Origin of the sequence: Pseudomonas sp. PA15(2017), assembly GCF_001945395.1 — a bacterium.
Lineage (GTDB): Bacteria > Pseudomonadota > Gammaproteobacteria > Pseudomonadales > Pseudomonadaceae > Aquipseudomonas.
Genome location: NZ_MSXV01000044.1, coordinates 219,003 through 237,935 on the forward strand (window position 1 = coordinate 219,003; position 18,933 = coordinate 237,935).

At 63.0% G+C, this 18,933-nt stretch carries 20 protein-coding genes and 1 pseudogene; 19 read left to right on the top strand and 2 right to left on the bottom strand.

Annotated features, from left to right (window positions below; translation table 11 throughout):
• Positions 1 to 157: 157 nt before the first annotated feature.
• From BVH03_RS25965 to BVH03_RS14805, 5 genes are all read left to right on the top strand, one after another.
• Entirely contained in the window at positions 158 to 433 is a 276-nt protein-coding gene (locus BVH03_RS25965; RefSeq protein ID WP_143485973.1) for a hypothetical protein, read from the top strand.
• A gap of 753 nt (positions 434 to 1,186) precedes the next feature.
• Positions 1,187 to 1,615, top strand: coding sequence for a GNAT family N-acetyltransferase (locus BVH03_RS14790; protein ID WP_075961869.1), 429 nt, complete (start codon positions 1,187 to 1,189; stop codon positions 1,613 to 1,615).
• 29 nt (positions 1,616 to 1,644) lie between these two features.
• The gene (locus BVH03_RS14795) at positions 1,645 to 1,809 is read left to right on the top strand and encodes a DUF2986 domain-containing protein (protein WP_075961870.1); all 165 of its coding nucleotides are present in this window, start codon (positions 1,645 to 1,647) and stop codon (positions 1,807 to 1,809) included.
• Positions 1,810 to 1,890: 81 nt separating this feature from the next.
• Positions 1,891 to 2,073, top strand: coding sequence for a hypothetical protein (locus BVH03_RS14800; RefSeq protein ID WP_075961871.1), 183 nt, complete (start codon positions 1,891 to 1,893; stop codon positions 2,071 to 2,073).
• Between the two features lie 258 nt (positions 2,074 to 2,331).
• Positions 2,332 to 4,380 (top strand): TonB-dependent receptor domain-containing protein, encoded by a 2,049-nt coding sequence (locus BVH03_RS14805; protein ID WP_075961872.1) that lies wholly within the window; start codon positions 2,332 to 2,334, stop codon positions 4,378 to 4,380.
• 171 nt (positions 4,381 to 4,551) lie between these two features.
• Here the strand turns inward: BVH03_RS14805 and BVH03_RS14810 are convergent, their stop codons facing one another.
• Positions 4,552 to 4,923: a hypothetical protein gene (locus BVH03_RS14810; protein WP_075961873.1), complete on the bottom strand. Its 372-nt coding sequence runs from the start codon at positions 4,921 to 4,923 to the stop codon at positions 4,552 to 4,554.
• 298 nt (positions 4,924 to 5,221) lie between these two features.
• Positions 5,222 to 5,917, bottom strand: a complete 696-nt coding sequence (locus tag BVH03_RS14815) for an alpha/beta family hydrolase (protein ID WP_075961915.1) — start codon at positions 5,915 to 5,917, stop codon at positions 5,222 to 5,224.
• A gap of 100 nt (positions 5,918 to 6,017) precedes the next feature.
• Here BVH03_RS14815 and ccoN (BVH03_RS14820) point away from each other — a divergent pair, with 100 nt between their 5' ends.
• The 14 genes and pseudogenes from ccoN (BVH03_RS14820) to BVH03_RS14885 all read left to right on the top strand — a co-directional run bounded on the left by ccoN (BVH03_RS14820) (position 6,018) and on the right by BVH03_RS14885 (position 18,806).
• The gene (ccoN, locus tag BVH03_RS14820; RefSeq protein ID WP_070887082.1) at positions 6,018 to 7,457 is read left to right on the top strand and encodes a cytochrome-c oxidase, cbb3-type subunit I; all 1,440 of its coding nucleotides are present in this window, start codon (positions 6,018 to 6,020) and stop codon (positions 7,455 to 7,457) included.
• Positions 7,457 to 8,065: a cytochrome-c oxidase, cbb3-type subunit II gene (gene ccoO / locus BVH03_RS14825; protein WP_073264723.1), complete on the top strand. Its 609-nt coding sequence runs from the start codon at positions 7,457 to 7,459 to the stop codon at positions 8,063 to 8,065. The genes ccoN (BVH03_RS14820) and ccoO (BVH03_RS14825) overlap by 1 nt, the downstream gene beginning before the upstream one ends.
• Before the next feature lie 4 nt (positions 8,066 to 8,069).
• Positions 8,070 to 8,258: a cbb3-type cytochrome c oxidase subunit 3 gene (locus BVH03_RS14830; protein WP_177344911.1), complete on the top strand. Its 189-nt coding sequence runs from the start codon at positions 8,070 to 8,072 to the stop codon at positions 8,256 to 8,258.
• The gene (gene ccoP / locus BVH03_RS14835) at positions 8,255 to 9,184 is read left to right on the top strand and encodes a cytochrome-c oxidase, cbb3-type subunit III (RefSeq protein WP_075961874.1); all 930 of its coding nucleotides are present in this window, start codon (positions 8,255 to 8,257) and stop codon (positions 9,182 to 9,184) included. The genes BVH03_RS14830 and ccoP (BVH03_RS14835) overlap by 4 nt, the downstream gene beginning before the upstream one ends.
• 164 nt (positions 9,185 to 9,348) lie before the next feature.
• Positions 9,349 to 9,797: pseudogene (locus BVH03_RS14840) on the top strand (transposase).
• Between the two features lie 285 nt (positions 9,798 to 10,082).
• Entirely contained in the window at positions 10,083 to 11,537 is a 1,455-nt protein-coding gene (gene ccoN, locus BVH03_RS14845) for a cytochrome-c oxidase, cbb3-type subunit I (RefSeq protein ID WP_075961875.1), read from the top strand.
• A complete protein-coding gene (gene ccoO, locus BVH03_RS14850; protein ID WP_027910389.1) occupies positions 11,534 to 12,142 on the top strand; it encodes a cytochrome-c oxidase, cbb3-type subunit II in 609 nt (202 codons plus the stop codon). Before ccoN (BVH03_RS14845) ends, ccoO (BVH03_RS14850) begins: the two co-directional genes overlap by 4 nt.
• A gap of 4 nt (positions 12,143 to 12,146) precedes the next feature.
• Complete coding sequence (locus BVH03_RS14855) at positions 12,147 to 12,350, top strand: CcoQ/FixQ family Cbb3-type cytochrome c oxidase assembly chaperone (protein ID WP_075961876.1); 204 nt, start codon at positions 12,147 to 12,149, stop codon at positions 12,348 to 12,350.
• Positions 12,347 to 13,294, top strand: coding sequence for a cytochrome-c oxidase, cbb3-type subunit III (gene ccoP / locus BVH03_RS14860; RefSeq protein ID WP_075961877.1), 948 nt, complete (start codon positions 12,347 to 12,349; stop codon positions 13,292 to 13,294). The genes BVH03_RS14855 and ccoP (BVH03_RS14860) overlap by 4 nt, the downstream gene beginning before the upstream one ends.
• Before the next feature lie 180 nt (positions 13,295 to 13,474).
• Entirely contained in the window at positions 13,475 to 14,881 is a 1,407-nt protein-coding gene (gene ccoG, locus BVH03_RS14865; RefSeq protein WP_075961878.1) for a cytochrome c oxidase accessory protein CcoG, read from the top strand.
• A gap of 104 nt (positions 14,882 to 14,985) precedes the next feature.
• A complete protein-coding gene (locus tag BVH03_RS14870; protein WP_075961879.1) occupies positions 14,986 to 15,492 on the top strand; it encodes a FixH family protein in 507 nt (168 codons plus the stop codon).
• Positions 15,492 to 17,930 carry a heavy metal translocating P-type ATPase gene (locus tag BVH03_RS14875; RefSeq protein ID WP_075961880.1) on the top strand — a complete coding sequence of 813 codons (2,439 nt, stop codon included), beginning with the start codon at positions 15,492 to 15,494 and terminating at the stop codon, positions 17,928 to 17,930. The genes BVH03_RS14870 and BVH03_RS14875 overlap by 1 nt, the downstream gene beginning before the upstream one ends.
• Positions 17,927 to 18,130 carry a cbb3-type cytochrome oxidase assembly protein CcoS gene (ccoS, locus tag BVH03_RS14880; RefSeq protein ID WP_027910383.1) on the top strand — a complete coding sequence of 68 codons (204 nt, stop codon included), beginning with the start codon at positions 17,927 to 17,929 and terminating at the stop codon, positions 18,128 to 18,130. The genes BVH03_RS14875 and ccoS overlap by 4 nt, the downstream gene beginning before the upstream one ends.
• On the top strand, positions 18,123 to 18,806 hold the full coding sequence (locus BVH03_RS14885) for a sulfite exporter TauE/SafE family protein (RefSeq protein WP_075961881.1): 684 nt from the start codon (positions 18,123 to 18,125) through the stop codon (positions 18,804 to 18,806). Before ccoS ends, BVH03_RS14885 begins: the two co-directional genes overlap by 8 nt.
• Positions 18,807 to 18,933: the final 127 nt, after the last annotated feature.

The following is an 18,933-nucleotide window of genomic DNA, read 5'->3' on the forward strand; positions in this document are numbered from 1 at the left end:
AGTGGCTCCAGTTTCTCAAAAGGTGGAGCTACCGCGATACCCGGGGCGGTTCAAAAAACATATTGACTTAGTAGGTAGATGCGAATGATTATATTCTTGGCTTGACTGGTCAAGCTAACAATACCTATTGATCATGCATTACATAAAGGAATTAATCATGAAAGAAATTTCCCTTGAACTGATGAGCCATGTAGCGGGCGGCGCTAGCTTAGACACTGATCCTTCAGTCGTAGGCGACACTGTTATTAAAGGTGTTGGCGGGCTTGTCGGTGCTGCTTTAGGATCAGTTTTTGGTCCGGCTGGTACCATTGCGGGTGCGGCTATTGGTGCCGGTCTTACAAGTGTTGCACCACAGCTTCCCGACCAAATTAATGCTGGCATTAGTAGTGCAATTTTCCAAAGCGAAATGAATGGCCTTCCAAGTTTCTCTTAATGGGGAACACCTATTACGCTACTGTAACGTAGCGTAATAGGTTGGGTTCTACCCGGGGCACTTTAGAAAACAGAAAATAAAGCACGTTAAGCCAATTTCAGCGGCCGCAGTGACCTGAACCTGCCCGATCCGAACTTTGCGGTGCTGCGCCATACATAATCTCCAGCCAGATTGATGTGCTCGCAGCCCAACGGCTACAGATACCTCAACGCTGCTCAAACTACGGTCGCGCACGTTTCCTGTGATTCGATGCTGCCGTACGATAGTGATAGCAGTTTATCTTTTTGTGCAACATCGTCGGGCTGCGAACTTACAATCCGCTCCAAGGCTTGAGGAATCCCCACAAAATATCCATGCAGATCAGTCGGATAGCTTTAAGATACCTACATGAGTCGGGCAGTTTGGTAGTCGCTAAACCAACCAGCCCCCGAGACTCATGCAGGCATTACGATTCTTACACAAGAAAACTTTCGACAAAGCTGGCTCTCGCCATGCTCATACACCACGCGTGTATAGTCCATCACAGTGTCAGAGACTATTCCATACCGGTTAAAGTTTGCCATCGCCTCAGCAACATCTATAGATGAAATGTTTTTGATCGTCTCTAGCACTTCATGGGGTGAACCACTCGATATACTGCTCATACATTGCGCTGTAAGGCGCGCTGGTTTGCGTCAAAACTGCTTTCTCCGGTAATCACCTGGCAGCCACTCACCGCAGGCGGCGTATCATGGCCAGCAAAGGATCAATCGAATGACCAATATCGCCCCCACCTACTCAATCGTGCATGCCATTCCATCGGTAGAAACCTATCGCCATCTGCGCACTGCCGCCGGGCTAAGTGCCAAGACCGTGGAGGCGGCCAGCCGTGGCCTGCCCAATAGTCTGTTCGCGGTGCAGGTGCTCTGCGCCGGGGAGCCGGTCGGCATGGGGCGGGTGATCGGCGATGGTGGCGCATTCTTTCAGGTGGTGGACATCGCCGTGCTGCCAGCGCATCAGGGCCGTGGCCTGGGCAAGATGATCATGGCGGCGATCAGCGATTTTATCGCCCGCGAGGTGCCGGAGTCTGGCTACGTCAGTTTGATCGCCGACGGCGAGGCCTATCGTCTCTACCAGCAGTTCGGTTTTGCACTGACGGCGCCGGCGAGCCAGGGCATGGCCCTGAAGAAGACCGCAGCCTGAAACGCTTATTTCTTACCCCAGGTACGCACATGAATCGCCGCAAGAAGATCAAGCAGTTGCTGGAAGCCCATGCCAAGAAGGCCAACGCCAAGCTGGCACCGAAAAGCAGCAAACCCAAGTACATCAGCAAGGCTGACAGGTTAAAAATGGCAGTGGAAGAAACCCCGGATACGGTGCCATCCCCCGAGCAGTAAGGTGGCACCCGCGATCTAAACGACAGCACATTCCGTCAAGACGCGTTAGCCTCGGCAAGACAAGAACAAGGATGCTCCGCCATGAATCAGGACGATTATAACCGCACGCGCCAGTGCGCCGACTTTCTCGAATCCCTGCTCGCCTTATTGGTGATCGCGCTGTTCATGTTTGCCATGTTCAACCCCGCTGACGAGCTGCTGATCGCCTTGGCGGTGGTGATTGGTGGCGTGTTGCTGAGCCTTTTCCGGCAACATCAGGCCTAGGTCTGTTCCCGTTTCAGCGCGGTCGTGCGCGAAACGGGAACAACCCCTAGTCCATGCCCCGATTTTTCGCGCGCGCGGTGCGCTCCCACAGAAGATTGGCGAACTGCCTGGTTGCCGCCTCAGGCGCATAAAGATCGTGAACAAGCTCTTCGGGATATGTAAAGAAAACTGCTCAAGTTCTTACAAAATATTTACAAACGATTTTCATTTGCATTACGATTCCGGCAGATTTTGAACTGACCGAAGGATCGCGTCGCAATGAAATCTCTTGCCTATCCCCTTTGCCTGCTTGCCGCTGCCGTGCTTTCGAGCGCCACCGTGCAGGCCGCGGAAATCTCTGAAGCTCAACGAGAAACCGCTACCGAACTGGACGCCTCATTCGTCACCGCCAGCGGCGGCGGCACTGATCTGCGGGATGCGCCCGCCAGCGTCAGCGTGATCACCCGTGAAGAAATCGAACGCCAGCCGGTGTACGACCTCAATACCCTGCTACGCCGTATTCCCGGCGTAACCGGTGGTTTTGGCCCGGTCGGCGAGCAGTCGAAGATCAAGCTGCGCGGTTTGGACGACAAGTACACGCTGATCCTGGTGGACGGCAAACGCATCGGCAGCTCGGCCGATACCAACTACCGCCGTGACCTGGGTCGTCAGGATCTGAACTGGATCTCGCCGAACATGATCGAGCGCATCGAGGTGGTACGCGGTCCGATGTCATCGCTGTACGGCTCGGATGCCATGGGTGGAGTGATCAATATCATTACCCGCAAGGTATCGCGTACCTGGTCAGGCTCGCTGAGCGCCAACACCAGCATTGCGGAGGACTCTGATCGCGGCCAGACCAACCAGACCAGCGTCAACCTGTCTGGCCCGATTACCGAATCCGTCGGCCTGCGCCTGGGCGCCAACCTGACTCGCCGCGCCAGTGACGAAGTCGACGTGCGCACGAATGCCTTCGGCGACTACATATATGACGATGGTGCTGGCGGCGCCAAGGATCACAGTCTGAATGCCCTGCTCGACTGGCGCGTCAACGAGGACCACAGCCTGTCGATCGAAGCCACACAGGGCGTGCAGCGTGCCTGGGGCTCGAAGAAGACCTTTGGCGACTGGGACGAAACGGTAGCCGAATCCTTCGGTGCCAGCCGCCTGATCCGCAACAGTTATATCGCCTCCTACAACGGTGACCTGGGTTTTGGCACGGCGAAAGTCGATGCCTACCTGAACAAGTTCAAGAACGACATCGACTGGGGCAAGGCCAGCGCCGAGGAAAAGATCGTCGAAGGCAGCCTGAACATCCCCTTCGAGCTGCTGTTCAGTCAGCGCGTGACCATCGGTGGCCAATGGAAGCGTGAAGAGCTGACCAACACAGATACCCTCGGCACCGTTCCCGTCGACTATCAGGGCGCGGCAGTCGCTGGTGCAAATCTCGAAGGTGACTACTCGGCGGCCTTTATCGAGGACGAGATCTTCCTGCTCGACAACCTGTCGCTGACACTCGGCAACCGCTTCGACCATAGCGATGGTTATGGCAACCACAACAGTCCACGCGCCTATATCGTCTACCATCCGCACCCGGACTGGACCATCCGCGGCGGTGTGTCCAAAGGCTTCCGCGCACCAAGCCTGAAGGAAGGCAGCGCCGGTGCCGCGACCAACTCCGCCGGTCGTGGCTGTACTTCATTGCGCCCACTGGGCTATGTAACAGGTTCCTGCTGGATGGCAGGCAATCCCAACCTGCGCCCGGAAACCAGTACCAACAAGGAAATCGGTGTGTCCTACGATTCCGATGGCTGGGAGGCAGGCCTGACCTACTTCCACACCGATTTCAAGGACAAGATCGAATACGCGCCACTGGGCTTCTTCCAGGGTCGCTGGTGGACCATGCTGGAAAACGCCGACAAAGCCCGCACCCGTGGCTGGGAAGGCACCCTGCGCGTGCCGGTGCTGGACGAGCGCGTGACCTGGCGCACCAACGCCACCTACATGCTGGAAAGCCGCAACCTTTCTACCGGGCGCGATCTGATCAGCTCGCCGAAGCTGTCGCTGTACAGCGCCATCGACTGGCAGGTGAATGATCGCTTCGCCACCGAACTGTCGGCGCAGCATGCCGGCAAGCAACGCGGCATGGGGACGGACTTCGTCAAGTCGTACACCACCTACGACCTCAACGCGAACTGGGCGGTGAACAATTGGCTGAAGCTGAACGCTGGTGTGCAGAACCTGCTGGACAAGGATCTGCGTGACGGCTCGACCAGTTTCTACGTACCGGGCCGCGCCTATTTCCTTGGGGCGACGACCTACTTCTGATGACAACCGTTTGAAAAGCGCCGCCTCCAAAAGGGGCGGCGTTTTTTTGCTCGCTCCCACGCTCCACGTGGGAACGCACTGGCAAGACGCTCCGCGTCTCGAGAACGGCAATCATGGCGTAGAGCGCCACATGCTGGGTACCCATCAGCGCGAGATTACCATCCGCAAAGGTCAGGGCGCCGAACGCGGCCCGGCGCAGCGGCTCTTGTTCCACTCCTCCGTCAACAGGCTTGGCGCCACGCCCTGGCCTGGGATGGCGACGAAGCCCATGGGTGCCGTGCGCTTTCCGTCTTTACCGATATAACTGAATCGGCCGCAGGTGCCGTGGTGGTCACTGAGGATCAGTGTTGCGGGATCGGCGCCAGCGCCGCGTACGTAGTCTTTCATCATCTCGATGGATGCTGGGTTCGCCGGCACGCCCGCCAGGTACCACTTGCTCTTGCCCAGCAGCATGATCAGGCACAGCACAATGGCCGTCCACAGGGCCAGGCGCTTGAAGCGCTTGGCGCTTCGATGAATCTGCAGCACGTCGCGGTAATGCATCCCTGATTTCCTGACTCCAATCCCAGCTACCGATAATAACCAGCCAGGTGCATCAGGGCTGCGACGCAGACCTGCTTTCAGCGCTTCTTAGCCTCGTAGGGTGGATGGCGTTTTTTTCATCCACCGTTGCGATTGCAGAACGGTGGACGGGTCGGGCCGCGCAGGTGAGGCGTCGCCCATCCTACAAACTGATAATTGGTTGTGGGAACGGGCCATGCCCGTGATTTTTCGCGGGCATGGCCCGTTCCCACACTGGATCAGTTTCGACCACTTCAGCCTCGCAGTTGCCGATTCATGCTCATGAAGATCGTGAACAGATTTCAAGAAACGCCACGACCGCATCCGCCGCCGACTCCAGATGCTGCTCATGGCTGTAGCCGGACACCTTCAGCGGCTTGAGGTCGTGGTCGCCGGCCGTCAGCCAGCACAACTCGATGGCCGCCGATAACCGGTAACTCGCGACGGTATGGCGGTCACCCATGGCGTCACGTTCGCCCTGCACGATCAGGGTCGGCGTTTTCAGGTCGGCAAGGTGCGCGGTGCGCGGTTTGTCGGCCTTGCCGATGGCGTGGAAGGGGTAGCCCAGGCAGACCAGGCCGTCAGCATCCAACTCGTCGGCCAGCAGACTGGCCATGCGCCCGCCCATGGATTTGCCGCCGATGGCCAACGGGCCCGTGACCTGGTGTCGCACGGCGGCATGCACGGCTCGCCAGCAGTCGAGCAGTTTGGCCTGGGGGTTGGGTGGGCGTTTCTTGCCGTCCTGGCGGCGCGCGGCCATGTAGTCGAACTCGAAGCGCACCACCGTCAGCCCACGAGCAGCCAGCTTCTCGGCCATCAGGTTCATGAAGTCGCTGTCCATCGGCGCGCCGGCGCCGTGGGCGAGGATCAGCGTGCCCTGGCTGGTGCCCGTCGGCCGATCCCAGAGCAGCGCTGGCGCTGGGCTTTCCTGTGCCTGTTGACCGGGGTCAATACCGCTTCGCTGCCCTTCTCGCATGCTTGCCTCGCTCATAAAAAAGCCCTTTTTTCGTGTGCGGTTCTGTCCGTGCGCGGGGGCTGCAGATGATCTGCCCATAACCGTGGATGGAAACCCAGACATGAACACAACAACCAGTTCCGCCTATAACTACAAGGTGGTTCGCCAATTCGCCATCATGACGGTGGTGTGGGGCATAGTCGGGATGGGGCTCGGCGTGCTTATCGCAGCACAGCTCGCCTGGCCGTGGCTCAACTTCGACCTGCCGTGGACCAGTTTCGGTCGCCTGCGGCCCCTGCACACCAACGCGGTGATCTTCGCCTTCGGCGGCTGCGCGCTGTTCGCCACCAGCTACTATGCCGTACAGCGCACCTCCCAGGCCACGCTGTTCGCACCGAAGCTGGCGGCCTTCACGTTCTGGGGCTGGCAACTGGTGATCCTGCTGGCGGCCATCACCTTGCCGCTGGGCTACACCAGCTCCAAGGAGTATGCCGAGCTGGAATGGCCGATCGACATCCTGATCACCATCGTCTGGGTCAGCTACGCGATCGTGTTCTTCGGCACCATCATCAAGCGCAACGTCAGCCACATCTATGTGGGCAACTGGTTCTTCGGCGGGTTCATCCTCACCGTGGCGTTGCTGCACGTGGTCAACAACCTGGAAGTGCCAGTCACCCTGACCAAGTCCTACTCGCTGTACGCCGGCGCCACCGACGCGATGATCCAGTGGTGGTATGGGCACAACGCGGTGGGCTTCTTCCTGACCGCGGGCTTCCTGGGGATGATGTATTACTTCGTGCCCAAGCAGGCCGGGCGCCCGGTGTATTCCTATCGCCTGTCGATCGTGCATTTCTGGGCGCTGATCACCCTGTACATCTGGGCCGGCCCGCACCACTTGCACTACACCGCGCTGCCGGACTGGGCGCAGAGCCTCGGCATGGTGATGTCGCTGGTGCTGCTGGCACCGAGCTGGGGCGGCATGATCAACGGCATGATGACCCTCTCGGGCGCCTGGCATAAGCTGCGCACCGACCCGATCCTGCGCTTTCTGGTGGTCTCCCTGGCGTTCTACGGCATGTCGACCTTCGAAGGCCCGATGATGGCCATCAAGACCGTCAACGCCCTCTCCCACTACACCGACTGGACCATCGGCCACGTACACGCCGGGGCCCTTGGCTGGGTCGCCATGGTCTCCATCGGCTCGCTCTACCACATGATTCCCAAGGTGTTCGGCCGCGAGCAGATGCACAGCATCGGCCTGATCAACGCGCACTTCTGGCTCGCCACCATCGGCACCGTGCTGTACATCGCCTCGATGTGGGTCAACGGCATCGCCCAGGGCCTGATGTGGCGCGCAGTGAACAGCGACGGCACGCTCACCTATTCCTTCGTCGAGGCACTGGAAGCCAGCCACCCCGGCTTCGTGGTGCGGGTGATCGGCGGCGCGATCTTCTTCACCGGCATGCTGCTGATGGCCTGGAACACCTGGCAGACCGTACGCGCCAGCAAGCCGGAAGAACTGGAAGCCGCTGCGCTTTATTCGGTTGAGGGAGCCCACTGATGAAACACGAAATCGTCGAAAAGAACGTCGGCCTGATGGCCCTGCTGATGGTGTTCGCCGTCAGCATCGGCGGGCTGACGCAGATCGTCCCGCTGTTCTTCCAGGACGTGGTCAACGAGCCGGTCGCCGGCATGAAGCCCTACACCGCGCTGCAGCTCGAAGGCCGCGACGTGTACATCAAGGAAGGCTGCGTGGGCTGCCACTCGCAGATGATCCGCCCGTTCCGCGCCGAAACCGAGCGCTACGGCCACTACTCGGTGGCCGGTGAAAGCGTGTGGGACCATCCCTTCCTGTGGGGCTCCAAGCGCACCGGCCCGGACCTGGCCCGGGTCGGTGGACGCTACTCGGACGAGTGGCACCGCGCGCACCTCTACAACCCGCGCAACGTGGTGCCGGAATCGAAGATGCCGTCCTACCCCTGGCTGGTCGAGAACGTGCTCGACGGCAAAGACACCCCCGCCAAGCTCAAGGCCATGCAGTTTCTCGGCGTGCCCTACACGGATGACGACATCGCCGGCGCCAGCGCGGCGGTGAAAGGCAAGACCGAGATGGACGCCCTGGTCGCCTACCTGCAGGTGCTCGGCACTGCGCTGAAGAACAAGAGGTGATCCCATGCTTACCGACCTGATCGACATCGGCATGGTGCGCGGCATCGGTACCGCCCTGGTACTGATCGCCTTCACCTGCGTGACGCTGTGGGCCTACAGCGGCAAGCGCGCCAAGGCCTTCGAGGATGCCGCGAACCTGCCCTTCGCCGATGAACCCAACACTAAAGCAGCAGTAAGGAAAGACACCCCATGAGCACTTTCTGGAGCTGGTACATCACGCTGCTGACCCTCGGCAGCCTGGTCGCGTTGTTCTGGCTGCTGTTCGCCACACGCAAGGGGGAGCGCAAGAACACCACCGACCAGACCATGGGCCATTCCTTCGACGGTATCGAGGAGTACGACAACCCGCTGCCGCGCTGGTGGTTCATGCTGTTTCTCGGCACCCTGATCTTCGCCGCCGGCTACCTGGCGCTGTATCCGGGGCTGGGCAACTTCAAGGGCCTGCTGCCGGGCTATGAGGACGGCTGGACCCAGGTCGCCCAATGGGAGCGCGAGGTGGCCAGGGCCGACGCCCAGTACGGGCCGATCTTCGCCAAGTACTCGGCCATGCCCCTGGAACAGGTGGCGCAGGACGAGCAGGCGCTGAAAATGGGTGGCCGCTTGTTCGCCACTTATTGCTCGATCTGCCACGGCTCGGACGCCAAGGGCGCAGTGGGCTTTCCCAACCTGACCGACGAGAACTGGCGCTGGGGCGGCGAGGCCGACACCATCAAGACCACCATCCTCAACGGGCGCATCGGCGTGATGCCGGCCTGGGGCCAGGTGCTCGGTGATGACGGCGTGCGCAACGTCGCCGGCTACGTGCGCCACGAATTGGCGGGTCTGCCGCTGACCGAGGGCAGCAATATCGACCTGGAACAGGGCCAGCAGCTGTTCTCCACCACCTGCGTGGCCTGCCACGGCCCGGCAGGCACCGGCATGGCAGCCCTGGGCGCGCCGGACCTGACCCACCCCAGCGGCTGGATCTACGGCTCGAGCCTGGCGCAACTGCAGCAGACCATCCGCTACGGCCGCAACGGCCAGATGCCGGCACAGGAGCACTACCTGGGCAACGACAAGGTGCACCTGCTAGCGGCTTATGTGCTGAGCCTGAGTCGCAAGCCGCAACCAAACGAATAACGCCCACTTGTGGGAGAGGCCGGGCGGCGATCCGCTTTAACCGCGAGCTCTTTGCTGTCTGATCAGGCGGCAATGCTCGCGGCTGAAGCCGCTCCTACGAGATCATACTCGCAGGTCGTCATCTATCAGCTACTTTTGCGTGACTCACTCAGAAGGCGAAGTACATGCCCCACTCAGTCAGTTTGCGCAAAGGCCGAACCTCGCAGAACAATCAAATCTACCTGCTCACCGCCACTGTCAAAAATCGCCAGGCGATCTTTGTCGACCTAGCGCCGCCCGCCTCCTCATTCGCGAGCTATATCACGCTCAGGCATCAGGGCTGGCGGAGTCGCTCGCCTGGGTAGTCATGCCCGATCACCTGCACTGGCTGGTATCCCTGCAACAAGGCTCGCTCAGCGAGTTGATGAAACGCGTCAAAGGGCGCAGCGCCTTGCAGGTGAACAATCGACTCGGTCGTCAAGGCAAACTCTGGCAAGAGGGTTTCCATGACAGAGCACTACGCCGTGAGGAAGACATACTGCCAACTGCACGATACATAGTTGCCAACCCTCTACGTGCAGGCCTGGTAGAGCGTATCGGTGATTACCCTTTTTGGGATGCAGTGTGGCTTTGAGAGTCTGCTCAATATTTTCAGTCTGGCTGTCGAAACACTAGCTATCAAAATAGTAGGAGGGGCTTCAGCCCCGAGCTCTATCTGACGCCAGAAGCTCGGGCTGAAGCCCCTCCTACAAATTCAAGCACCTGAGTAACATCCTCCTATCGAAACACCACAAGGTTCACCACAGAGCGCTTTCCGGATATTTCCGAACATTGCACCACCCGAGCCGGTCGGGGATACTCGCGGCGCCTGAAATGCCTGTCGCCTCGCGGCAGCGCCCAGCCCAGCGTGGAACCCAGCATGAGCCCAGCAAGCAGTCCGGCTGCCTACAACTACAAGGTGGTGCGCCAGTTCGCGGTGATGACCGTGGTCTGGGGCGTGGTCGGCATGGCGCTGGGGGTGTTCATCGCCGCGCAGCTGGTATGGCCGCAACTGAACTTCGATCTGCCCTGGACCAGCTTCGGCCGCCTGCGCCCGCTGCACACCAATGCGGTGATCTTCGCCTTCGGCGGTTGCGCGCTGTTCGCCACCAGCTATTACGTGGTGCAGCGCACCTGTCAGGTGCGGCTGGCGTCAGACCGCCTGGCGGCCTTCACCTTCTGGGGCTGGCAGGCGGTGATCGTCGCGGCGGTAGTCAGCCTGCCAATGGGCTACACCAGCAGCAAGGAATACGCCGAGCTGGAATGGCCGATCGACGTTCTCCTGGGCATCGTCTGGTTCGCCTATATCGGCGTGTTCTTCGGCACCCTGTTCAAGCGCCGCACCCGGCATATCTACGTGGCCAACTGGTTCTTCGGCGCCTTCATCCTGGTTACCGGCATGCTGCACCTGGTCAACAGCGCCGCCGTGCCGGTCAGCCTGTTCAAGTCCTACTCGGTATACGCCGGCGCCACCGACGCGATGATCCAGTGGTGGTACGGCCACAACGCGGTGGGCTTCTTCCTGACCACCGGCTTTCTGGGGATGATGTACTACTTCGTACCCAAGCAGGCCAACCGGCCGATCTACTCGTACCGACTGTCCATCGTGCACTTCTGGGCGCTGATCACCCTGTACATCTGGGCCGGCCCGCACCACCTGCACTACACCGCCCTGCCGGACTGGGCTCAGAGCCTGGGCATGGTGATGTCGATCATCCTCCTGGCACCGAGCTGGGGCGGCATGATCAACGGCATGATGACGTTGTCGGGTGCCTGGCATAAGTTGCGCACCGACCCGATCCTACGCTTTCTGGTGGTCTCCCTGGCGTTCTACGGCATGTCCACCTTCGAGGGGCCGATGATGGCCATCAAGACGGTCAACGCGCTGTCGCACTACACCGATTGGACCATCGGCCACGTACACGCCGGCGCCCTGGGCTGGGTGGCGATGATCACCTTCGGCTCGCTGTATCACCTGATCCCCCGGGTATTCGGCCGTGAACAGATGCACAGCCTGGCGGCGATCCACCTGCACTTCTGGCTGGCGACCATCGGCACCGTGCTGTACATCGTCGCCATGTGGGTCAACGGCATCACCCAGGGCCTGATGTGGCGGGCGGTGCAGGAAGACGGCACGCTCACCTACTCGTTCATCGAGTCGGTGGCGGCCAGCCACTGGGGCTACGTGGTGCGCATGATCGGCGGCGCGATCTTCTTCAGCGGCATGCTGCTGATGGCCTGGAACACCTGGCGCACCATTCGCGCCGCCGAGCCGGCCAACTACGACGCCAGCGCGCGGATTGCCCTGGCGCAAAACGGGGAAACCGGCCGATGAAGCACGACCTGATCGAAAAGAACCTCGGCCTGATGACCCTGCTGATGGTCATCGCCGTGAGCATCGGCGGCCTCACGCAGATCGTCCCGCTGTTCTTCCAGGACGTGGTCAACGAGCCGGTGGCCGGCATGCGGCCCTACACCGCGCTGCAGCTCGAAGGCCGCGACATCTACATTCGCGAAGGCTGCGTGGGTTGCCATTCGCAGATGATCCGCCCGTTCCGTGCCGAAACCGAGCGCTACGGCCACTATTCGGTAGCCGGTGAAAGCGTCTGGGATCACCCCTTCCTGTGGGGCTCCAAGCGCACCGGCCCGGATCTGGCGCGAATTGGCGGGCGCTACTCGGACGAGTGGCACCGCGCCCACCTGATCAACCCGCGCGACCTGGTGCCGGAATCGAAGATGCCCGCCTATCCCTGGCTGGCCGAGCGCACGCTCGACGGCGCCCTGAGCGCCGAAAAGCTCAAGGTCATGCAGGGCTTCGGCATTCCCTACAGCGACGACGACATCGCCAAGGCCCGCGAGGCGGTGGCCGGCAAGAGCGAGCTGGACGCACTGATCGCCTACCTGCAGGTGCTCGGCACCTCGATCCAGAACAAGCGGTGACGCCATGCCAACCTTCCTGACCGATATCGGCACCATCCGCGGCATAGGCACCGCCGTGGTGTTCATCGCCTTCGTCGCCGTGGTGCTCTGGGCCTACAGCAGCAAGCGCAAGTCCAGCTTCGACGAAGCGGCCAACCTGCCCTTCGTCGACGAGCCGCCGCAGAGCGCCAGCCAGCAGGACCGGAAGGCTGGGGACGATAAACCTTGAGCACCTTCTGGAGCCTGTTCATCGCGCTGGCCACCCTCGGCACGCTGCTGGGCCTGACCTGGCTGCTCATCGCCACCCGCAAGGGCCAGCGGCCGGGCGACAGCGAGCAGACCACGGGGCACAACTTCGACGGCATCGAGGAATACGACAACCCGCTGCCGCGCTGGTGGTTCCTGCTGTTTCTCGGCACCCTGGCATTCGCCGTCGGCTACCTGCTGCTCTACCCCGGGCTGGGCAACTTCAAGGGGCTGCTGCCCGGTTACGACGAGGGCTGGAGCCAAGTCGGCCAGTGGCAGCGCGAGATGGCCGCTGCTGATGCACGCTACGGCCCACTCTTCGCCGGGTACGCGGTCACCCCCATCAGCGAACTGGCCAGGGACGAGAAAGCGCTGAAAATCGGTGGCCGATTGTTCGCCAACAACTGCGCCGTATGCCACGGCGCCGATGCCAAGGGCGCCTTCGGTTTTCCCAACCTGACCGATGACGACTGGCTGTACGGCGGCGACCCGGAAACCATCAAGACTTCCATCCTGCACGGCCGCCAGGGTGTAATGCCGGCCTGGCAGGGGATTCTCGGCGACGACGGCGTGCGTGACGTGACCGGGTACGTGCGCAGCCTCTCGAACCTGGAAAACCCGGCGGGCATCGCCGTCGATCTGGACGCGGGCAAACAGCTCTTCGCCACCAATTGCGCCATGTGCCACGGCCCCGACGGCAAGGGCATGCAGGTGCTCGGCGCACCGAACCTGACGGACAAGGTGTGGTTATACGGTTCCAGCTTCGCCCAGGTGCAGCAGACCATTCGCCATGGGCGCAGCGGCAAGATGCCGGCGCAGGCGGAATTTCTCGGCAACGACAAGGTGCACCTGTTGGCCGCCTACGTGTACAGCCTGTCGCAGCGCGAAAAGGCGCCGGCAGAAGCGCAAAACCAGGAGAAAGATTGAGTGCCCTGATCTGGGTCAGGACGGCTCCGGCATGCTGCGCCTAGCATGGCCCGGTACCTACCCTGCGACGGGTAGCCGCAAGCCCGATCTGGCGTTGCGGCGTACCATCGGCGCAGCGAACGATCGCGACCGGCACGTATCGGTCGCAGCAGGCCCGACCAACCGTTGTGGTAGCCCTCGATGAGCCAACAGATCCCCGTCAAGAACGTCACGCCGCCCGCCGGCGAGACCATCGACCTCTATGCCAGCCGCGAGAAGATCCACACCCGCGCGTTCAGTGGCTTCTACCGCAACCTGCGGCGTGCTGGCGGGGCTCTGTTGTTCGTTCTCTACTTCGGCACCGTGTGGCTGAACTGGGACGGCCACCAGGCGGTATGGTGGAACCTGCCGGAGCGCAAGTTCCACATCTTCGGCGCCACCTACTGGCCTCAGGATTTCGTGCTGCTCTCGGCGCTGCTGATCATTGCCGCCTTCGGGCTGTTCTTCATCACCGTGTTCGCCGGCCGGGTGTGGTGCGGCTATACCTGCCCGCAGAGCGTGTTCACCTGGATATTCATGTGGGCGGAAAAGGTCACCGAGGGCGACCGCAACCAGCGCATGAAACTGGAAAAGGCGCCGATGAGTGCCAACAAGTTCGCTCGTCGCTTCGCCAAGCACAGCATCTGGCTGGGCGTTTCCCTGGCCACTGCACTGACCTTCGTCGGCTATTTTGCGCCGATCCGCGAACTGCTCGCCGAACTGGTCACCTTCGAAGCCAGCGGCTGGGCGCTGTTCTGGATCGCCTTCTTCACCCTCGCCACCTACGGCAATGCCGGCTGGCTGCGCGAGCAGGTGTGCATCCACATGTGCCCCTATGCGCGCTTCCAGAGCGTGATGTTCGACCAGGACACGCTGATCGTCTCCTACGACCCACGCCGTGGCGAAACCCGCGGCCCGCGCAAGAAGACCGCCGACCACAAGGGCCAGGGCCTGGGCGACTGCATCGACTGCACCCTGTGCGTGCAGGTGTGCCCGACCGGCATTGACATTCGCGACGGCCTGCAGATCGAGTGCATCGGTTGCGCCGCGTGCATCGACGCCTGCGACGCCGTCATGGACAAGATGAACTACCCGCGCGGGCTGATCAGCTATACCACCGAACACAACCTCTCGGGACAGAAGACCCGCCTGCTGCGCCCACGGCTGATCGGCTACGCCGCCGCCCTGATGGCCATGCTGGCGGTATTCGCCTGGGCGGTGAGCAACCGCCCGCTGGTCGAACTGGACGTGCTCAAGGATCGGGTACTCTACCGCGAGAACGAGCAGGGCCGAATCGAGAACGTTTACACCCTGAAGATCATGAACAAGGCCCAGCAGGACGTAATCTACCGCATCGACGCCGACGGCCTGGACGGCCTGGTCTACGAAGGCCGCCGCGAAGTCCGCGCCCTGGCCGGCGAGGTGCTGGCGATCCCCGTGGAGCTGTCCATCGACGCCGAGAAGCTGCCGTCGAGCACCAACGAGATCACCTTCCGTATCCGTGCCACCGACGACGACAGCATCCACAACGACGCCAGCAGCCGCTTTATCGGGCCGAGCGTGAAATAGCGAAAGCCGGTGGGCTTCGCGGATCGCCGCCCGGCCCACCCTACCGAGTTACAACTGTAGGCTGGGCTTCAGCCCACCAAATCGAATCAAAGAGCAGGCCAACCATGAACGAAGACCTCCAACCCACCCCCTGGTACAAGCAGTTCTGGCCCTGGTTCCTGATCGCCCTGCTCGGCTACTCGGTGATCCAGGGGCTGACCCTGCTGACCGTCGCCACGCGCAATCCGCCGGGGTTGATCTCCGACGACTATTACGACGTCGGCAAAGGCATCAACCAGTCCCTGGAGCGCGAGAACCTGGCAGTGCGCCTGAAACTGCAGGCGACGCTGGACCTGGACGACGAACGTGGCATCGCCGAGCTGCAACTGCACGGCGCCAGCGCGCCCGCGCAATTGGTGCTCAACCTGGTATCGCCGACCCAGCCGGAGCGCGATCGCCGCGTGGTGCTGCAACATCAGGGTGAAGGCCTGTATCGCGGCAACCTGCAGGACAGCGTGCAGGGCCGGCGCTTCGTCGAGCTGGTCGGTCAGGAAGGCGGCCAGGACTGGCGCCTGTTCGAGGAAGAAACCCTCGAAGCCGGAAAACGCATCCAGCTCGGGGATGAACGCTGATCGACACCTCGCTTGCCACCGGCGCGCCGCTCGAGCGCAGCAGCCCGGCGCCCTGCTACCACTGCGGCCTGCCGGTGCCGGCGGGCAGCCGCTTCTCGGCAGTGGTGCTGGGCCAGGCCCGTGAGATGTGCTGCCCAGGCTGCCAGGCGGTGGCGGAAACCATCGTGCAGAACGGCCTGGAGCACTACTACAGCCACCGCAGCGAAGCGGCCAACAACCCCCAACAGTTGCCCCAGGCGCTGCCCGACGAGCTGGCCCTGTATGACCGCCGCGACGTGCAGCAGCCCTTCGTCGAACAGAACGGTGAATGGCGCGAAACCAACCTGCTGATCGAGGGCATCAGTTGTGCGGCCTGTGGCTGGCTGATCGAAAAGCACCTCGCGGCCCTGCCCGGTGTAGCCGAGGCGCACCTGAACCTGTCCAACCATCGCCTGCGGGTACGCTGGAGCGCCAGCGCCCTGCCCTTGAGCGCACTGCTCGGCGAGGTGCGCCGCATCGGCTACGCCGCCCACCCCTGGCAAGCCGATGCCGCCGCCGAGCAGCTGACCCGCGAGAATCGCCGCGCAATGCGCCAGCTGGGCGTCGCCGGGCTGCTATGGATGCAGGTGATGATGGCCAGCATGGCCACCTGGCCGGAATTCAACGTCGACCTGAGCCCCGAGCTGGACAGCATCCTGCGCTGGGTCAGCCTGTTTCTCACCACGCCCATCGTCTTCTACTGCTGCGGCCAATTCTTCCGTGGCGCGCTGCGCGACCTGCGCACCCGCCACCTGAGCATGGACGTCTCGGTGTCGCTGGCCATCGGCGGCGCCTATGCAGCAGGCATCTGGTCCACCGTCATGGGCCATGGCGAGTTGTATTTCGATGCCGTGGGCATGTTCGCCCTGTTCCTGCTCAGCGGTCGCTACCTGGAACGCCGTGCCCGGGAGCGTACAGCGGCGGCTACCGCGCAACTGGTCAAGCTGCTGCCGGCCTCCTGCCTGCGCCTGGATGAGCAGGGCCACAGCCAGCGCATCCTGCTCAGCGAGCTGCAACCCGGCGACCGCGTGCTGGTGCCGCCGGGCGCGCTGCTACCGGCTGACGGCCGGGTGCTGGCCGGGCAGTCCAGCGTCGATGAATCCCTGCTCACCGGCGAGTACCTGCCGCAACCGCGCAGCGTCGGCGATGCCGTGACCGCCGGCACGCTGAATGTAGAAGGGCCGCTCACCGTCGAGGTGCAGGCGCTGGGCGACGCCACCCGGCTGTCGGCCATCGTCCGCCTGCTGGAGCGGGCACAAGGCGAGAAGCCGCGCCTGGCCGAGATCGCCGACCGGGTGGCGCAATGGTTCCTGTTGATCGTGCTGGTGGTGGCGGCCATCGTCGGGGTTGTCTGGTGGCAGCTCGATGCATCGCGGGCGTTCTGGGTGGTGCTCGCCCTGCTCGTCGCCACCTGCCCCTGCGCCCTCGCCCTGGCTACGCCGACGGCGCTGACCACCGCTACCGGCACCCTGCACAAGCTCGGCATGCTGCTGACCCGCGGTCATGTGCTCGAAGGCATGGAGCAGATCGACACACTGATCGTCGACAAGACCGGCACCCTCACCGAAGGCCGCCTGACCCTGCGCACCGTGCAACCGCTCGGCGGCCTGGATAGCGACACTTGCCTGGCCCTGGCCGCGGCGCTGGAAAGCCAGTCCGAACATCCCATAGCCCGCGCCTTCGGCCACGCCACGGCACCGGTGGAGGCGCTGCAGAACGTGCCAGGGCTGGGCCTCGAGGGTGTCGTCGAGGGGCGCCGGTTGCGTATCGGTCAGGCCGATTTCGTCAGTGGCCTGAGCGCCAGCCCTGCGCCAGTCATTGTCGGCGAACAGGGCCAGTGGCTGCTGCTCGGCGACGAACAGGGGCCGCTGGCCTGGTTCGTACTCGACGACCGCCTGCGCGACGATGCGCCGGCCCTGGTCGAGGCGGCGCGCGGGCGCGGTTGGCAGCTCCTGCTGCTGAGCGGCGACAGCTCGCCCATGGTCGGCGAAGTGGCCCGCCAGTTGGGTATCGACCAAGCCCGCGGCGGGCTGACCCCGGACGCCAAGCTGGCCATCCTGCATGATCTGCAGACGCAAGGCCGCCGCGTGCTGATGCTCGGCGACGGCGTCAACGACGTGCCGGTGCTCGCCGGCGCCGATATCAGCGTGGCCATGGGCTCGGCCTCGGATCTGGCCAAGACCAGCGCCGATGCCGTGCTGCTCTCCAACCGGCTGACCAGCCTGGTCGATGCCCTGCGCCTGGCGCGCCGCACCCGCACCATCATCATCGAGAACCTGGCCTGGGCCGGGCTGTACAATGGCCTGGTGCTGCCCTTCGCCGCCTTGGGCTGGATCACGCCGATCTGGGCCGCGCTGGGCATGTCGGCCAGCTCGTTGCTGGTGGTACTCAACGCACTGCGCCTGGGGAAAGCACCATGACCGCGCTGTACATCCTGATTCCCGTCGCCCTGCTGCTGGTCGCCTTCGCCGTGTGGCTGTTCTTCTGGGCGGTGGACAGCGGCCAGTACGACGACCTCGACAGCCCGGCGCACCGCATCCTCTTCGATGACGATGACCCGCGCCACCAGGCAGCGGTGAAACAGGCCAAACACGAGCCCGCCGCCAAAGACCATGACTGACCTGCTGCCGCAACTGCTTTCCGCGCTGATGCTCGGCCTGCTCGGCGGCGGCCATTGCCTGGGCATGTGCGGCGGGCTGATGGGCGCGCTGACCCTGGCCATCCCCGCCGAACGGCGCCACCAGCGCCTACGCTTGCTGGTCGCCTACAACGCCGGGCGCATCCTCAGCTACACGGCTGCCGGCCTGCTGCTCGGCCTGGCTGGGTGGGCGTTGGCCAGTGGTCCGCTCGCCACGGTAATGCGCAGCATCGCCGGCCTGCTGCTGATCGCCATGGGCCTTTACCTGGCCGGCTGGTGGAGCGGCCTGACGCGTATCGAAGCACTCGGCCGCGGCCTCTGGCGGCACCTGCAACCGATCACCCGACGCGTCATGCCGATCAGCAACGCGCCGCGTGCCCTGATGCTCGGCGGCCTGTGGGGCTGGCTGCCCTGCGGCCTGGTGTACAGCACCCTGCTGTGGGCGGCGAGCCAGGGTGATGCCCTGCGCAGCGCCGCGCTGATGTTCGCCTTCGGCCTCGGTACCCTGCCGGTGTTGCTGGCCACGGGGCTTGCGGCCGAGCGCCTGGTCAGCCTGCTGCGCCGGCGTGGCGTGCGCATCGCCGGCGGCCTGCTGGTGATCCTGTTCGGCCTGTGGACCCTGCCCGGCCCGCATCAGCATTGGTTGATGGGTCACTAACGCTCCCCCGTAGCCTGGGTGAGCGAAGCGACACCCAGGCTACGAGCCGATCTGCGAATCTACGAGCGGTCACACCACCGCTGCGACCCCATGACTCAGATCAAAAAGCCCCGCCCATACGCCCCCT

Bases quoted from the DNA above. Each gene is read 5' to 3' on its own strand.
- BVH03_RS25965 (WP_143485973.1), top strand. From the start codon at position 158: ATGAAAGAAATTTCCCTTGAACTGATGAGCCATGTAGCGGGCGGCGCT.
- BVH03_RS14790 (WP_075961869.1), top strand. From the start codon at position 1,187: ATGACCAATATCGCCCCCACCTACTCAATCGTGCATGCCATTCCATCG.
- BVH03_RS14795 (WP_075961870.1), top strand. From the start codon at position 1,645: ATGAATCGCCGCAAGAAGATCAAGCAGTTGCTGGAAGCCCATGCCAAG.
- BVH03_RS14800 (WP_075961871.1), top strand. From the start codon at position 1,891: ATGAATCAGGACGATTATAACCGCACGCGCCAGTGCGCCGACTTTCTC.
- BVH03_RS14805 (WP_075961872.1), top strand. From the start codon at position 2,332: ATGAAATCTCTTGCCTATCCCCTTTGCCTGCTTGCCGCTGCCGTGCTT.
- BVH03_RS14810 (WP_075961873.1), bottom strand. From the start codon at position 4,923: ATGCATTACCGCGACGTGCTGCAGATTCATCGAAGCGCCAAGCGCTTC.
- BVH03_RS14815 (WP_075961915.1), bottom strand. From the start codon at position 5,917: ATGCGAGAAGGGCAGCGAAGCGGTATTGACCCCGGTCAACAGGCACAG.
- ccoN (WP_070887082.1), top strand. From the start codon at position 6,018: ATGAACACAACAACCAGTTCCGCCTATAACTACAAGGTGGTTCGCCAA.
- ccoO (WP_073264723.1), top strand. From the start codon at position 7,457: ATGAAACACGAAATCGTCGAAAAGAACGTCGGCCTGATGGCCCTGCTG.
- BVH03_RS14830 (WP_177344911.1), top strand. From the start codon at position 8,070: ATGCTTACCGACCTGATCGACATCGGCATGGTGCGCGGCATCGGTACC.
- ccoP (WP_075961874.1), top strand. From the start codon at position 8,255: ATGAGCACTTTCTGGAGCTGGTACATCACGCTGCTGACCCTCGGCAGC.
- ccoN (WP_075961875.1), top strand. From the start codon at position 10,083: ATGAGCCCAGCAAGCAGTCCGGCTGCCTACAACTACAAGGTGGTGCGC.
- ccoO (WP_027910389.1), top strand. From the start codon at position 11,534: ATGAAGCACGACCTGATCGAAAAGAACCTCGGCCTGATGACCCTGCTG.
- BVH03_RS14855 (WP_075961876.1), top strand. From the start codon at position 12,147: ATGCCAACCTTCCTGACCGATATCGGCACCATCCGCGGCATAGGCACC.
- ccoG (WP_075961878.1), top strand. From the start codon at position 13,475: ATGAGCCAACAGATCCCCGTCAAGAACGTCACGCCGCCCGCCGGCGAG.
- BVH03_RS14870 (WP_075961879.1), top strand. From the start codon at position 14,986: ATGAACGAAGACCTCCAACCCACCCCCTGGTACAAGCAGTTCTGGCCC.
- ccoS (WP_027910383.1), top strand. From the start codon at position 17,927: ATGACCGCGCTGTACATCCTGATTCCCGTCGCCCTGCTGCTGGTCGCC.
- BVH03_RS14885 (WP_075961881.1), top strand. From the start codon at position 18,123: ATGACTGACCTGCTGCCGCAACTGCTTTCCGCGCTGATGCTCGGCCTG.